General features: G+C 65.5%; 13 protein-coding genes and 1 other RNA gene. 9 read left to right on the top strand and 5 right to left on the bottom strand.

What is annotated here, in order from left to right:
- Positions 1 to 58: 58 nt before the first annotated feature.
- From DEIPE_RS08740 to DEIPE_RS08730, 3 genes are all read right to left on the bottom strand, one after another.
- Positions 59 to 1180: an ABC transporter permease gene (locus tag DEIPE_RS08740; RefSeq protein ID WP_015235609.1), complete on the bottom strand. Its 1122-nt coding sequence runs from the start codon at positions 1178 to 1180 to the stop codon at positions 59 to 61.
- Entirely contained in the window at positions 1180 to 2151 is a 972-nt protein-coding gene (locus DEIPE_RS08735; protein WP_015235608.1) for an ABC transporter permease, read from the bottom strand. The genes DEIPE_RS08740 and DEIPE_RS08735 overlap by 1 nt, the downstream gene beginning before the upstream one ends.
- An 81-nt stretch (positions 2152 to 2232) precedes the next feature.
- Positions 2233 to 3984, bottom strand: coding sequence for an ABC transporter substrate-binding protein (locus DEIPE_RS08730; protein WP_015235607.1), 1752 nt, complete (start codon positions 3982 to 3984; stop codon positions 2233 to 2235).
- 138 nt (positions 3985 to 4122) lie between these two features.
- Between DEIPE_RS08730 and DEIPE_RS25260 the strand changes: the two genes are divergently transcribed.
- Entirely contained in the window at positions 4123 to 4869 is a 747-nt protein-coding gene (locus DEIPE_RS25260; RefSeq protein ID WP_015235606.1) for a GntR family transcriptional regulator, read from the top strand.
- Between the two features lie 75 nt (positions 4870 to 4944).
- On the opposite strand, the gene DEIPE_RS08720 is transcribed toward DEIPE_RS25260, so the two are convergent.
- Positions 4945 to 5982 (bottom strand): serine hydrolase domain-containing protein, encoded by a 1038-nt coding sequence (locus DEIPE_RS08720; protein WP_015235605.1) that lies wholly within the window; start codon positions 5980 to 5982, stop codon positions 4945 to 4947.
- Between the two features lie 150 nt (positions 5983 to 6132).
- Positions 6133 to 6481, bottom strand: a transfer-messenger RNA (tmRNA) gene (gene ssrA / locus DEIPE_RS23060).
- A 132-nt stretch (positions 6482 to 6613) separates the two neighbouring features.
- On the opposite strand from ssrA, the gene DEIPE_RS08715 reads away from it, so the two are divergent.
- The 8 genes from DEIPE_RS08715 to DEIPE_RS08680 all read left to right on the top strand — a co-directional run bounded on the left by DEIPE_RS08715 (position 6614) and on the right by DEIPE_RS08680 (position 14145).
- Entirely contained in the window at positions 6614 to 7582 is a 969-nt protein-coding gene (locus DEIPE_RS08715) for a family 10 glycosylhydrolase (protein WP_015235604.1), read from the top strand.
- Positions 7583 to 7623: 41 nt separating this feature from the next.
- Positions 7624 to 8715, top strand: coding sequence for a DNA-processing protein DprA (gene dprA / locus DEIPE_RS08710; protein WP_015235603.1), 1092 nt, complete (start codon positions 7624 to 7626; stop codon positions 8713 to 8715).
- Positions 8716 to 8843: 128 nt separating this feature from the next.
- Entirely contained in the window at positions 8844 to 9149 is a 306-nt protein-coding gene (locus tag DEIPE_RS08705; RefSeq protein ID WP_041230796.1) for a hypothetical protein, read from the top strand.
- The gene (locus DEIPE_RS08700) at positions 9146 to 9976 is read left to right on the top strand and encodes a nitroreductase family protein (RefSeq protein WP_015235601.1); all 831 of its coding nucleotides are present in this window, start codon (positions 9146 to 9148) and stop codon (positions 9974 to 9976) included. The genes DEIPE_RS08705 and DEIPE_RS08700 overlap by 4 nt, the downstream gene beginning before the upstream one ends.
- Positions 9977 to 10076: 100 nt before the next feature.
- Positions 10077 to 10943 (top strand): aldo/keto reductase, encoded by an 867-nt coding sequence (locus tag DEIPE_RS08695; protein ID WP_015235600.1) that lies wholly within the window; start codon positions 10077 to 10079, stop codon positions 10941 to 10943.
- Between the two features lie 124 nt (positions 10944 to 11067).
- Complete coding sequence (locus tag DEIPE_RS08690) at positions 11068 to 12201, top strand: type III polyketide synthase (protein ID WP_015235599.1); 1134 nt, start codon at positions 11068 to 11070, stop codon at positions 12199 to 12201.
- 1 nt (position 12202) lies between these two features.
- A complete protein-coding gene (locus tag DEIPE_RS08685; protein ID WP_015235598.1) occupies positions 12203 to 12724 on the top strand; it encodes an isoprenylcysteine carboxyl methyltransferase family protein in 522 nt (173 codons plus the stop codon).
- A gap of 230 nt (positions 12725 to 12954) precedes the next feature.
- Positions 12955 to 14145: a GGDEF domain-containing protein gene (locus DEIPE_RS08680; RefSeq protein WP_157448819.1), complete on the top strand. Its 1191-nt coding sequence runs from the start codon at positions 12955 to 12957 to the stop codon at positions 14143 to 14145.
- The last annotated feature ends 38 nt before the right edge of the window (positions 14146 to 14183 follow it).

Raw genomic sequence — 14183 nt, 5'->3', positions numbered from 1 at the left:
AGGGAAGGGGGACAGGGGGTGTACCGCGTCAACAGCACAGAATCTATCGGCGCAGAATCTATCGACTCTGGGTGTCGGCAGCGTCGCGCAGGGCGTCGCCGAAGAAGTTGAACGCCAGCACGCTCACGACGATGAACAGGCCCGGCAGCAGCAGCCACGGGTACAGGTTGAGGGTCTGGAAATTCTGGGCGTCCTTGAGCAGCAGCCCCCAGCTGGTCATCGGTTCCTTGATGCCCAGCCCCAGAAAGGACAGCGCGCTTTCGCCCAGAATGTAGCCGGGCAGCGCCAGCGTCGCGGTCACCACCAGAATGGAGCTGAGGTTGGGCATGATGTGGCGCAGGATAATGCGCAGGTCGGATGCCCCGATGGCTCCTGCCGCCGCGACGTACTCGACCTGCCGCGCCGCGAGGACCTGCCCGCGCACCACGCGCGCCAGCGACGCCCAGCCGATCAAGGCCAGCACCGCGACGATCGCGAGGTACACCAGGGTCGAGGGCAGACTGGCCGGAATGATGGCCGACAGCGCCAGCAGGATCGGCAGACGCGGAAAGGACAGCAGCACCTCGATGACACGCTGCAGCAGGTTGTCGATCCAGCCGCCGTAATACCCGCTGACGCCGCCCACCAGGGTGCCGATGGCAAACGAGATCAGAATGCCGATCACGCCGACCGTGAGGCTCACCTGCGAACCCACCAGGGTGCGCGACAGCAGATCGCGTCCCAATTGGTCGGTGCCGAAGGGAAAGTAGTACGCTCCTTCCTGCACGCCGAAGAGGTGCCGGTCCGTCCTCACGCCGAAAAAGCGGTACTCCTCGCCCCGCACAAACAGCTGGACCGCGAGGGGTGTGCTTTTGTCCTCGGCGTAGCGGCTGACGAAGGTGACCGGATCGCGCTCCTTTTTGATGGGGTATACGAAGGGACGCATGAGGCGTCCCTCGTGCATCACGTGCAGCTTCTGGGGCGGTTGAAAGGGAAAGTCGGCGTGCTGGGTGGTGATGTTGTAAGGCGAAAGAAATCCGGCCAGCAGCGCGGTGGTGTAGAGCGCCACCAGAATCCAGCCGCCGATCACGCCCACGGTGGATTTGCGGTAGCGCCGCCACGCCATGTGCAGCGGGCTGGGCGCACTCGGCGCGCTGGTCGCGGAGCGCCCTGTCACGGAATGTCGTCCTCGCGCGCTCATTACTGGTACCTCACGCGGGGATCGGTCCAGGCGAGCGCGAGGTCGGCGAGCAGGTTGCCGATCAGGAGCAGCAGCGCCGAGAGCATCAGCAGGGTCAGCGCGGTGTACTGGTCCTTGTTGATGAGGGAGTCGTACAGCAGCGGCCCGATGGTGGGCAGGCTCAGCACGATCGACACGATGATGGTGCCGCTGATCAGGGTGGGCAGGCTCAGGCCCGCCAGGCTGATCAGGGGATTGATGGCGTTGCGAACCGCGTGGCGCCAGATGACGGTGTTGTTGCGCAGCCCCTTGGCACGCGCGGTGCGGATGTAATCCTGGCTCAGCACGTCAAGGGTGCTGGCGCGCATCTGCCGCATGATGCTCGCCACGCCCTCCAGTCCGAGCGCCACGACCGGAATCCACAAATGCCCCAGCAGGTCGATCAGCTTGGCGCCACTCCAGGGCTCACCGATGAAGCGCGGACTGTTGAGCCCGCCGACGTTGGTGCCGCCCAAATTCAGTACGAGCGCGATCAAGAGCAGGGCCGCCAGAAAATCCGGTACGGCCAGGCCGATGTACCCGAAGAAGTTGGCGAAGGCGGAAGTCTTGCCGTGCCGCCTGATGGCGGTGTAGATGCCCAGCGGCACCGCGATCAGCCAGCTGACGAGCAGGGTGAGCAGCGCGATGAACACCGTCCACCCGAGGCGCTCGCCGATCAGGTTCACGACCGGTTGGCCGTTGGCAAAGGAATACCCGAAGTCGCCCCGGGTGACCACACCCCATAACCACTTGCCGTACTGCGCGGCGGCGCTCTGATCGAGTCCGAGCTGCGCGCGGATGCGCTCTACGGTTTCACGGCTGAAACGCGGGTCTTCGAGGTACTGGTCGGTGAAGCTGCCCGGCTGAAGTTTGATGACGGCAAAACACACGACCGAGATCAGCAGCAGGGTCGGAATCATGCCTAGGACACGCCGAAGGAAGTACAGAAACATAAGGCACCCAGGAGAGAAGCGGGTCAGGCGTGAGCGGCGAGCGGAAGGTCACTTCCTTCACGCTCACCGCTCACGACAGGCTTACTTCTTGAAGATCAGCGGCACCGGGTTGTACCCGGGAATCACGCCGAGGTTGTAGATGTAGTTACCGTACTCGTTGCTGATCGCGCCGATGTTTTCAGGTTTGGCGAGCGGAATCACCGGCAGGTTCTGGGCAAAGAGCAATTGCCAGCGGGTGTAGAGCGCCTTGCGCTTGCCTTTTTCGGTGGTGGTGCCCGCTTCGTTGAAGATGTCGTAGATCTGCTTTTCCCACGGCTGCATGCTGGCGACTTTGGGCGTTTCGCCGTCCTTGGCGGGCTGCAGGCTGCGGTGCCAGTAATACAGCGCGCCGCCGGGCTGCCAGATGGGCTTGCGCAGCTCCGGATCAGGCTGGTCGCCCAAAGCGTGCAGGATCATCTCCCAGTCGCCGCTCATGCCAGTGGAGAGCAGGCGGCTGCTGAGAATGCCCTTCAGGTTGACCTTGACACCGATCGACTTGAGGTCGTTCTGGATGATGGTCGCCATGGCCGGATAGACGCTGGAGTCGGTGCCGTAGGTGAGGTCGAACTCCAGGTTCTTGCCGCGTGCGATGTTGCGCACACCGTCGCCGTCGGTATCCTTGAATCCCAGGGCGTCGAGTTGCGTGGCGGCAGCTTTCAGGTCAAAGGAGCCCAGTTGAGGCTTGGTGTTGGCGTACCACTCGGTGTTGACCGGTGCGATGCCGTGACCGGGCAGGCTGGCCAGGCCGTTGTAGACCGTATCGATGATGCGCTCGCGGTTCATGGCACTCTGCATGGCCTTGCGGAACTTGGTGTCGCTGAAGACTTTGGCCAGGGCGGGGTCCTTGGCGTCGAAGTTGAAGGCCACGAAAGGTGGGCTGCCGAACAGCGCCGTGGAGCGCATGACCTTGAAAGGCGCGCCCGCGACTTCTTTTTGTTTGAGGTCGGGAAACTGCGCGCCGGTGATGTTGATCTGGTTGAGGTTGCCCGCCAGGAACTGCGCCACCTGCGCCTGCGGATCGCGGATGATCAGGAACTCCAGGCGGTCGAGGTAGGGCAGCTTGGTGCCCCGGGCGTCGACTTTCCAGTAGTTGGGGTTCTTGACCAGGGAGACTTTCTGACCGGCGGTGTAGCCGGCGAGCTTGAACGGGCCGGTGCCGACCACTTCCTCGGGATTGGTGTTGGTGGGCCAGGCGTTGTTGATGTCTGCCGCCTTGGCGCCGCCTTCCTGACTCAGACGCGCCAGCTTGTGCTTGGGCATGATGAAGCTGCGCATCTGCAGCAAAAAGGCCGGCGAGGGGCGCGCGAGGGTCATGCGGACAGTGCGCTCGTCGACCTTCTCGAACTTGACGCGTTGACCGCCGATGTTGAAGTTGGCGGCGTCCCCGGCGCGCGCTTCGGGATTGGCGATGATCTGGTCGTAGGTGAAGACCACGTCGTCCGCCGTGACGTTGCGCCCGTCACTCCACTTGGCGTCGCGCAGCTTGAAGGTGTAGACCCGGCCGTCCGGTGAAATGGTCCAGGATTCGGCCAGCGCCGGCTCGATCTTGTAGGTCTGGTAGTTGAACTCCACCAGGCCGTCGAAGAGCTGCTGGGCGACCAGGCCGAGATTGTTGTCGATCACGCCGTAGTAAAAAAAGCTCTGCGGGCTGTCACCGAGGGCAAGCGTGAAGGTGCCGCCCGCTTTGCCGGCGGTGATGCCGAGGCTTTCATAGCCGGTAACTTTCTTGGGAGCGGCCAGCGCCCCGCCCGATAAGAGCAGGGTCGCCAGGAGGATGTGACTGCCGTGCTTCATATGCCCTCCGTTCAACTTCGGTGATGTGATACCACTTTAGAACCACAACACCAGCGATGCAAGGGGAAGAGCCAAACCAACGTGTGGGGTGGGAAAGTGAAACCCGATTGGTTGTGAAGTGGTATGATCGAATGAACCATGACCGCCAGTTCCCTGTCCCTGGCACTCGACGTCCGGAGTGCGACCCCCATGTATCTGCAGGTCGTGCAGGGACTCCGGACGCTCATCGAGCAGCACGCCATCTCCGAAGGTGCGGCGCTTCCGGGTGAGCGGGAATTGGCCGGGCAGCTGGGCGTATCACGCGTGACGGTCCGTCAGGCCTTGCGTGTGCTGGAAGAGCAGGGTCTCGTCTCCCGCCGCCACGGTTCGGGCACCTTCGTCTCACCGCGCCGCATCGTGCAGCCGCTCTCGGTGCTGACCGGCTTCAGCGAGGACATGCGTTCGCGCGGCCTCACGCCGGGCGGGCATGTCCTGAGCCTCGAGCGGACCCGCCCGTCACCGCAGGAAGCCATGAACCTCACCCTCGGCCCGGCCGAGGAAGTGGTGCGCCTTCAGCGGCTGCGCACGGCCGACCACGAGCCGCTGGCGCTCGAAACCAGTACCATGCCGGGACGGCTGCTCGGCACGGTAGGGCCCGGGGATGTGGAGAACACCTCGCTGTACGCCATGCTCCGCGCGCGCGGTTTTACTCCGGCCCGCGCCATTCAGCGCCTCAGCGCCCGCGCCGCCGACACCGAAGCGGCCCGGCTGCTGCACGTCGAAATGGGCAGTGCTCTGCTGGCCACCGAACGGGTCACCTGGGACGAGCGTGGACAGGTGCTGGAATTCGCGCGCGCGCTCTATCGCGGCGACCGGTACGATTTCATCGCCGAGCTCAAGCACTAGGCCTCTTGCGAAAGTGGGTGGGAGCAAAACTGCGGGGGTGGCCGGTCAGGACTTTCGCAGGCGGTCGAGTGACGGTCAGGCGCCTGGCGTCCAATCGGCGGCCAGCGTGTTTCCCACCGCGCGTCGCAGGGCCTGGATGTTGCTGCGGGTGTGCCGCGACGGATGCACGTCGTTGGTGAGGAGCGCCCAGGCATAGCCCCGCTGAAAGTCGATCCAGCAGCCCGTGCCGGTAAAGCCGGTGTGCCCGATGGTCTGCTCGCTGCACAAACTGCCCCCGCTCCACCCCGAATGCTTGCGCTGCCACCCCAGCGCCCGCGAAGGGGTGTGCTCACGGCGCAGCTCGCTGACCGCGGCCGGGCTGGGCCGCGTTTCTTCCAAGAGACCGCGCGCCGCGCCCAGCACCCCGTGCAGGGTGCCGAACAGGCCCGCGTGGCCCGCCACCCCGCCGAGTGCAAAGGCGTTTTCGTCGTGCACTTCGCCGCGCAGTACGCGAGTGCGCCAGGGGCAGCGCTCGGTGGCCACCGACCTCTCAGGGTCAGGAGCGAAAGTGAGACCCTCCGGCAAGGGCAGTTCGCGCAGGGAGACGCCCCGCAGGCGCTCGACCACCACTCCCAGCAGAATGAAGCCCAGATCCGAATAGACGTGCTCGCCCAGCGGCCAGTCTTCCTGCAATACGCGCATCTTGAGCAGTTGCGGCTCACTGCCCCAGGTGTAGAGAGGCGCCCAGGCGGGCAGGCCCGCCGTGTGCGTCAGCAGCTGGCGCAGCGTCCGCTCGCCCAGGCCGGTGTCGCGCATCCAGGAAAGTTCCGGAATGAACTTCCTGACGGGATCGTCGAGGTCGCACAGCCCTTCTTCGCTGGCGCGCAGCACCTCGGGCAGCGTAAAGAGGACTTTGGTCAGGCTCGCCAGGTCGAACAGGCTCTCCAGCGTGAGGGCGCTGGGCGTGGGTTCCCGCTGTGAGAGGCCCCACACCTGAACCTGCGCGTTCCCGTGACGCTGCACCACGCCCAGCGCCGCGCCCGGAATCTGAGCGCGCTCAACGGCCCTCTCGACCAGCTCAAAAGCCCGAACGTTGCGGTTTCCTGACCTGCCTGTGTCGGCGGCGTTCTGCATCGCCTGCCAGCATACTGCGCGCGGTCAGGTGAAGCGTCGTGCCCGGACAGGCCGTCAGCACAGGAGAGAGCCACCGGAAAGAGCACAGGAAAGCGGGAGTTTCGGGGCCGTGCCGAATACAAAAAAGCCACTTCCGAAGAAGTGGCCCTGTGGTGGAGGCGGAGAGAGTCGAACTCTCGTCCGAAAACCCATTCAGCGTGCCTCTACGAGCGTAGTCCGTACTTTGGATCTCGGCCCTCGGTCGCCTACGGACAGGCTACGTTCAGACCCAGTCTCTTATTTTCGCGCGAGCTTAGAGACATCTGCCCGTGCTAGCCATCTTTTCGTTAGCTTGCGTGACGCCAATGGCCGGGCTTCACGGTTGCTGCCTCACTTAAGCAGCGAGACGAAGGTTGTTCTGGTTGCCAGTTAAAGGCTTTGCCGTTTTTTTACGAGGCCAACGACACCCTCGGCTCGCAACATCGCCTGCAGCTGTCCCCGTCGAAACCAGGTCGCCCCCAGGCCCAACCAGTGTAGCAAAAAGCACGCGAAACACCGTTCAGGGAACACAATTTTCACGTCCGGCGCATTCTTCAAACGGCCCGTCAGCGGTACCGGAAAAGAGGCTCACCCGGCCCCGATAGCGTAAAGCATGCGCATCCTGCTCACCCTCGCCCTGGCCTGCGCCTCACTCGCTCCGGCCAAAATGGCCTTCTGGTTACGCCCTCCCACTACCCCGACCGAGCTTGAGCGGACCCTCGCGGCCGCCAAGGCTGCCGGGTTCACCGACGTGCTGCTGGAAGGCTTCTACCACGGCCGTACCGTCTGGCCCAGCGAAGTCACCAGCATGAAGACCAGCTACGACGCCCTCGAAGTCACGATGAAGTTCGCCTCACGCGAAGGTCTGAACGTCAGCGTCTGGTTCGAAACCCTGTACTGGCGTCCCGCCGAGAAGTTCGGCGTGCCGGTCACACCGTTGTGGCGCGACGAATGGGCGACCCTCAGCAAGGAAGGCTGGACCAGCCTGCAGCACGGCAACCTGGGCTTCGTCGATCCCGCGGAAAGCGGGGTGGGTGAAGTGCTGGAACGCCTCGTGCGTGAGGTGGCGACGCGCCACCCGGGCGCCGGGCTGCACCTCGATTACCTGCGCTATCCTCGCGAAAGCGACTTCGGGTACACTCCGACGCAACTGCAGGAATTCCAGCGCCGCACCGGGCGAGACGCGCGCACCATCGCCCAGCAGAACGGTGACGGCCCCACCCCCGAATGGGAGACCTGGATGGCCTTGCGGCGTGACGCCGTGACGAACCTGGCCAACCGGCTGATCGGCGCTTTCCGCGACGCGGGTGGACAGGGTCTGGTCAGCGCCGCCGTATACGGTGGGCAGGACCCCCTGCAGGACTGGCGCTCGTGGCGCGGCCTTCAGGTCGCCATGCCGATGCTGTACCTGCCCACCAACTTCGCCTCGTTTCTGCCCTTCGCGTTGCTGCCTTTTCCCAAAGGCGAGCAGCTGTGGCCGGGCGTGCAGATCGGCCCGAACTACCCCAGCCTGGCGCAGCAGCAGGCCACGCTGCGCGCCCTAGGCTACCCGAATATCGCCGTATTCGACTGGCGGCCCTGAACGCCTCATTTGAGCAGGGAACGCGCTCGGGCACTTCTACAATGTCCCTCGTGACCCTCTTGAGCGCGCCGCCTGACGAGCTGACTGCCCTGCTGGCGCTGCGTTTCACGCCGCATCTGGGCCCGCACCGCATCGAGACGCTGCGGCGCCACTTCGGTTCGGCGGGTGCGGCGCTGAGCGCCCGCAAGGAAGAGTTGCGTCAGGTGCCCGGTCTCGACGCGCGAAGCGTCAAAGAGGTCGGTTCGGCGTCTGCCTGCGAGCGAGCCTGCCTGGAACTTCAGCGTGCCCGGCTCGCGGGTGTTTCCCTGCTGGGTCGTGGCCTGGAAGGGTATCCGGCGGCGCTGGAAGCCCTCACCGATCCGCCGGCCGTGCTGTGGGTCAAAGGGAAGCTGCCGCCGCTGGGCGTCGTGCCGCGTGCGGTGGGCATCGTGGGAACGCGCAGCGCGAGCCCCTTCGCGCTGAACTTCACGCGCCGCCTGACGCTGGATCTCGCGCGCGCCGAGGTGATGATCATTTCCGGTCTGGCGCGCGGCATTGACACGGCCGCGCATCAGGCGGCCATCGAAGGGGGCGTGCCCACGGTCGGGGTGCTGGGCAGCGGGGTGGACAACATTTACCCGAAGGAGAACAAGGAACTTTCGGAACGGATGACCGTCATCAGCGAGCACCCGCTGGGCACCCGGCCTGCCGCCCACAACTTTCCCGGTCGCAACCGGATCATCGCGGCCCTCAGCGCGGGTTCCGTGGTGGTGGAAGGAAGCGCGCGCAGCGGCGCCCTGATCACCGCGGTGGCCGCCCTGGAGTGCGGACGCAGCGTCTTCGCCGTGCCCGGGCGACCGGGTGATCCGCTGGCCGCCGGACCCCACCAGCTGCTGCGTGAAGGGGCCGCCCTGTGCGAGAACGCCGGAGACGTCCTGACCGAATTGGGCTGGAGCGGCGCCCCGCCCGCTCCCCCGCCTGCCCTGCCCCCCGAACTGGCACGCGTGTACGGCGCCCTGAGCGGACCGACCTTGCTCGACGATCTCGCCGCGACGCTGGGAATCCCCCTTTCCGAAGTGCAAACAGCAGTGATGATGCTGTGCCTGCAGGAGCTGGTGACGGAGTGCCCGGGCGGGCGCTACTTGAAGCGCTGAGCGGGCGACGCGCGATCCCCGGTTGCCCCGGTTCGCTCTGGTGCCGCGTTGCCCCGGCCGGGCGTCTCGTGGCGCCTGTATGCTGAAGGGGTGAACCGCACGCCGCCTGACCTGACCGTGCGCACGGCGTGACGTTGGCCTTGGGCGGCGCCATGCTGCTCTTCGCGCTGAACTTCGCGTTGGGCGTCAGCCTGCAGTTCGGGTCGCGCTGGCATCCGCGTCCGCTTCATCATGCGCTTTACCTGCTGACCTGCCTGTCCACGGTGCTGGCCCTGGCACTGGCATGGAAAGAAGGGCACTCCGGCACGTTGTTGCTGTTGCTGGTCACGCTGCTCTTGCTCGTTCCCCGGACCCATCCCGGGCGCGCCGATCACGCGCTGCTCGCGACCCTGATCGGCGCCCTGTACGTATTGACCGCCTGGAGGCTGCTATGAGCGAACTCGTCTCTCCCGACCCCCCGGAGATCCAGGGAAAGCGTGGCGCCCTGCTGCGCGCAATTTTTGCACGCAAGACCACCAACGGTCCCTTCAAGGCGGACGCCGTGAGCCGTGAGCATCAGCACCTGCTGGTGCGGGCTGCCGGAGCGGCGCCCAGCCACTTCAACAGCCAGCCCTGGCGCTTTGTGCTGATCGAGGAGCGCGCAAAGATCGAGCGTATCGCCCACCTTGCCGGGCGCAGTATGCAGCAGCTGATCGAACGCGGCGTGTTCTTCGAGCGTTACCGCCAGTACTTCCGCTTCAGTGAAGCCGAGATGGAAGCGCGGCGCGACGGGATTTTCATCGACCAGCTGCCCGGACCGCTGCGGCCCTTTACGCGACAGGTCTTCAGCGACGCGGGCCTGAGCGTCATGCGAGGTCTCGGTGTTCCTGCCCGGCTGGGGCGTGACAACCAGAAGCTGGTCGCCACAAGCCCGCTGTTGCTGGCTGTCCTGCTCGACAAAAACGAATACCGCCCGGGTCAGTTGAGCGCCTTTTACAGTCAGTTCGGACTGGGCGCGGCAATGGAGAACATCTGGCTGACCGTCGGGGAACTGGGAATGGGCATTCAGTTCGTCAGCACGCCGATGGAAATTCCTGAAGCGTGGGCCGAAATCGCCGCGCTGCTCAAGGTACCGCCCGAACTGGAGCTGATGGCAGTCTACCGCCTGGGCTACCTGCCCGACGACGCGCTGCGCCCCTCCATCGACTGGTCGAGCCGTCACCGCAAGCGGCTGTCGCAGTTCGTGTTTCGCGAGGACTGCAGCGTCCCCGAAGCCGAGTAACACCAAAGCGGCGTCAAGACTTTGCAGTCGCGGCGCTCATTCGGCTCGCTGCCACAGTTGAGGTGTCCGGTGGGGCAGACAATACCCCGTGGAGGACAGCATGACGCAAACCATCAACGCAGCACAAAGCGGAACGTTCAAGATCGGTGGAGAACTGGAAGTCGTACGCCTGGGTTTCGGCGCGATGCGCGTGACCGGCAAGGGCATCTGGGGTGAAAGCGAGGACCCGCAGGAAGCGCGCCGTGTGCTCGCACGCCTGCCCGAACTGGGCATCAACTTCGTGGACACTGCCGACAGTTATGGCCCCGGCACGAGCGAGGAACTGATTCGCGAGGTCCTGCATCCTTATCCGAAGGGTTTCGTGATCGCCACCAAGGGTGGCCTGACGCGCACCGGGCCCGACCAGTGGCACCCGGTGGGACGGCCTGAGTACCTGCGCCAGCAGCTCGAGCTGAGCTTGCGGCGGCTGAAGGTGGAGTGCATCGACTTGTGGCAGCTTCACCGCATCGATCCCCAGGTTCCCGCCGACGAGCAGTTCGGCGCCATGAAGGAATTTCAGCAGGAAGGCAAGGTGCGCTTCCTGGGACTGTCGGAAGTCAAGGTGCCGGAGATCGAGGCAGCCCGTCAGGTCGTCGAGATCACCACCGTGCAGAACCTCTACAACCTCACCAACCGGCAAAGCGAGGACGTGTTGAACTACTGCGAGCAGCACGGCATCGGCTTTATTCCCTGGTTTCCGCTGGCCACCGGTGAGCTGGCGCGCGAGGGCAGTGCGCTTGACCGGATTGCCAAAAAGCTGGGAGCCGCGCCCGCGCAGGTGGCGCTGGCGTGGCTACTGCGGCGCTCGCCGGTAATGCTGCCAATTCCCGGCACGGGCAAAGTGAGGCACCTGGAGGAAAACACCGCGGCGGCCAGCCTGTCGCTCGGTGACGAGGACTTCACGGCCCTCAACGAACTGACCGCCTAGCGGCACCGTACACGCTCACGCCCGGGTTGCGCTTTTTGGCACATTGCCCCGGGCGTTCGCCCGTGAGAATGGCTGGTATGACGAACGCCACCGAGCGGTGCGGACCCCGGAAAAAAGGAGAGGGATGCGTCGCTTGACGGCCGACCTGCTGACAGAGCAAGTGGACGCAACGAGCGTCCGCTTTCGGGAAGCAGGCCCGCAGGTCACCCGGCCGGTGGCGCTGCGTGGCCTCTTCACTGCCACCCCGGCGCACCGGGCAACGCAAGACGAGATTCGTGAGGTCGCCCGGCGAACGTTTCCGCGCCTGTCGGCCTTCCGGCAGTTGATGGACGTCTTTGCGAACACGCAGATCGACGCGCGCTTTCTGGCCATGCCGCTCTCCTGGTACGAGCAGGAGCACGGTTGGGCCGAGAAGAACGCCGTGTACACCCGCGAAGCCCTGCGCCTGAGTGAGCAGGCCGCGCGGGGCGCGCTGGACGCGGCAGGCGTGCGGGCCCGTGACGTGGATGCGGTGGTGTTCGTCACGAGCACTGGCGTCAGTACCCCGAGCCTGGAGACTTTTCTGATGTCACGCCTGGGCGTCAATCCGCACGCGGTGCGGCTGCCGCTGTGGGGCCTGGGCTGCGCGGGCGGAGCGGCGGGTCTGGCACGCGGGGCAGACCTCGTGCGCGCCGGATTTCAGCGCGTGCTGCTGGTCACCGTGGAATTGTGTTCCTTGACCTTCGTGCGGGGGGACGAAAGCAAGTCCAACTTCGTCGGCACGTCCCTCTTCGCCGATGGCGCCGCCGCCCTGGTGCTGGGTTCACCGGACGCGCGAGCCAACGGCGATCCCCTCGCACATCTGCACGGCGCCCGCAGCACCCTGATCGAGGACAGTGCCGACATCATGGGCTGGGACGTGGTGGACGCAGGCCTGCAGGTGCGCTTTTCGCGTGACATTCCGGCGCTGGTGCGCTCATTGATGGCGACCAACGTGCACGAAGCTTTGAAGGGGCACGGCTGGAGCCGCGATCAGCTGCGGCATTTCGTGGTGCATCCCGGGGGTGTCAAGGTACTGTCCTCCTACGAGGAAGCGCTCGCCCTGCCAGCCGGGGCGCTCGACGCGTCCCGTACCGTGCTGCGGCAGTATGGCAATATGAGCGCCCCGACCGTGCTGTTCGTGCTGGAACGCGCCTTGCGCGGTGGACCGCGTGGCAAAGGGCTGCTGAGCGCCATGGGTCCCGGCTTCAGCGCCGAACACGTGCTGCTGGAGTTCTGAGGTGCGTGCCCGAAGCTTGTCACGCTGGCTGGTCCTGACGATCATGCTGCAGCGTCTGCTGGAATTGCGCCGCGCGCGCGCGGGCGAACGCTGGGCGCGCGCGCAGGGTGCGCGCGAGTACGGTCGTGCCCACTACCCGCTTTTTTTTCTGCTGCACGGCGCGTGGCTGGGGTCGCTGCTGCTGGAGGGTCGTCATTCCCGAGGGCGCGTGGCCTGGCCGTGGCTGGTGCTGTGGCTGGCCTCGCAGGGTGTGCGCTACTGGGTGATGCATACCCTGGGACGTTTGTGGAATACCCGCATCCTGATCGTGCCGGGGGCTGCGCGCGTGCGCCGGGGGCCGTTTCGTTTCGTGAAGCACCCCAACTACCTGGCGGTGGCGCTGGAACTGCTGAGCGCTCCTCTGAGCGTCGGCGCACTCCGGACGGCGGTGGTGTTCAGCCTGCTCAACGCGGCCCTGCTGCTGGGCGTGCGCATCCCCGCCGAGGAGCGCGCCCTGCGCGAGTACGAAAGCCCGCCTCGCTGAGGCCTTGCTGGCCGGGGTCACCGGACGCCCCGACATCATGAGGATTTGTCGGAAGCGAGGCCGAGGGGCGTAAGAAATCCGTGAGAGTGGGTTTTCTAGGATGTCTTCGTGTGCGCGCGACCTGAATTTCGTTGCTGTCCGGTTGCCCCAGCCCGGCAGGACATCAGGCGTGTCCGGGCAGTGGAATGGGCCGCGCCGTGACCGTTGCCCCCGGACGTGAAGGGTCAGAGGTGAGCACGCAGCAGGCCCCTTCGGGTCAGGTGCTTTCAAGCGTTGCCCGGGCCCAGAAGTTGCGGCTGAAGCGCACTGGGCTGGGCATTGCCACCCACTGTGGCGGCGTTCTGATCGTGCTGGCCTGTTCCGCGACCGGCATGCTCGACTGGATCTACACGCTGCACTACATCCTGGTCATAATGGCGCTGTACTCGCTGTTTGTCGGCTTGATCGTCAGCAACCGGAATCTGCGGTTCAGAGATCCCAGCATGACGTCGGTGCAGGTCATCGTGACCATGTGGCCGGCGGCCTACGTGATGTTTTTCATGAACGAACCGCAGGCCCGGGTGCCCTTTTTGCTGATGGGGGTGGTCGGCACCCTCTTCGGCGTGTTCGCACTGAGCTTCCGACGGATGCTGCTGGTGGGTGGCTGCGTGTTCGCCTGTTATCTGGCCCTGGTCGCGTCGCTCTTTCTCTGGGCACCCGAGCGGGTCGATCTGCGCATCGAGGGCGTTTCGGCCCTGGCCTTCGCGGTGGTGCTGCTGCTGACGGTGTATGTGGGAAGTTACCTCGCCGGCCTGCGCAAGAAGCTGCGCGAGCGCAACGCACGCCTCGAGGAGACGAACGTCCGCCTGGAGCAGGCCATGGAGGAACTGCGCGAGCTCGCCACGCGGGATCCCCTGACCCGCCTGCCCAACCGCCGCTCGGCCCTGGAGCGCCTTGCCCAGGAGAAGTCCCGCGCCCTGCGCCGCCTCGACGAGGGCGGCGGCCTGTGTGTCGGCTTGCTGGACATCGATCACTTCAAGCGTGTAAATGACACTTACGGGCATCATGTGGGCGACGCGGTGCTGTGCCGGGTGTCCGAGACGCTGCAAAGCACGTTGCGCCAGGACGAATTCGTGGGCCGTTACGGTGGAGAGGAATTTTTGATCATCCTCGGTCAAGGCGCCCCCACGGGAGCGCTCGCCGCCGCAGAGCGCCTGCGGGTGGCTTTGCAGGCGCTGCAGATCGAGGGCTATCCGGGGCCGCCTGTCACGGTGTCCCTGGGCCTGACCTTTCAGCAGCCCGGAGAAACCCTGGAGGTGCTGCTCGAGCGCGCCGATCGCGCCCTGTATCACGCCAAGGCGCAAGGACGCGACCGTGCAGTTCTGGTTGTCGAGGACAGCACTGGCCTCGTCGACCGCACTGAGGCGCCGGTGACCCTTTGACCCGGCTGCCCGTACAGCAAGAAGGGCAAGCAACCGGA

Source organism: Deinococcus peraridilitoris DSM 19664, from assembly GCF_000317835.1.
GTDB classification, from domain to species: Bacteria; Deinococcota; Deinococci; order Deinococcales; family Deinococcaceae; genus Deinococcus_A; species Deinococcus_A peraridilitoris.
This window is presented reverse-complemented; position numbering and strand designations above follow the sequence as displayed.

What these genes read in the sequence shown, in the direction of transcription:
- DEIPE_RS08720 (WP_015235605.1), bottom strand. Translation starts at nt 5,982, where the DNA reads ATGCAGAACGCCGCCGACACAGGCAGGTCAGGAAACCGCAACGTTCGG.
- DEIPE_RS08700 (WP_015235601.1), top strand. Translation starts at nt 9,146, where the DNA reads ATGAGCGAACTCGTCTCTCCCGACCCCCCGGAGATCCAGGGAAAGCGT.
- DEIPE_RS08740 (WP_015235609.1), bottom strand. Translation starts at nt 1,180, where the DNA reads ATGAGCGCGCGAGGACGACATTCCGTGACAGGGCGCTCCGCGACCAGC.
- DEIPE_RS08695 (WP_015235600.1), top strand. Translation starts at nt 10,077, where the DNA reads ATGACGCAAACCATCAACGCAGCACAAAGCGGAACGTTCAAGATCGGT.
- DEIPE_RS08730 (WP_015235607.1), bottom strand. Translation starts at nt 3,984, where the DNA reads ATGAAGCACGGCAGTCACATCCTCCTGGCGACCCTGCTCTTATCGGGC.
- DEIPE_RS08690 (WP_015235599.1), top strand. Translation starts at nt 11,068, where the DNA reads ATGCGTCGCTTGACGGCCGACCTGCTGACAGAGCAAGTGGACGCAACG.
- DEIPE_RS08735 (WP_015235608.1), bottom strand. Translation starts at nt 2,151, where the DNA reads ATGTTTCTGTACTTCCTTCGGCGTGTCCTAGGCATGATTCCGACCCTG.
- DEIPE_RS25260 (WP_015235606.1), top strand. Translation starts at nt 4,123, where the DNA reads ATGACCGCCAGTTCCCTGTCCCTGGCACTCGACGTCCGGAGTGCGACC.
- DEIPE_RS08715 (WP_015235604.1), top strand. Translation starts at nt 6,614, where the DNA reads ATGCGCATCCTGCTCACCCTCGCCCTGGCCTGCGCCTCACTCGCTCCG.
- dprA (WP_015235603.1), top strand. Translation starts at nt 7,624, where the DNA reads ATGTCCCTCGTGACCCTCTTGAGCGCGCCGCCTGACGAGCTGACTGCC.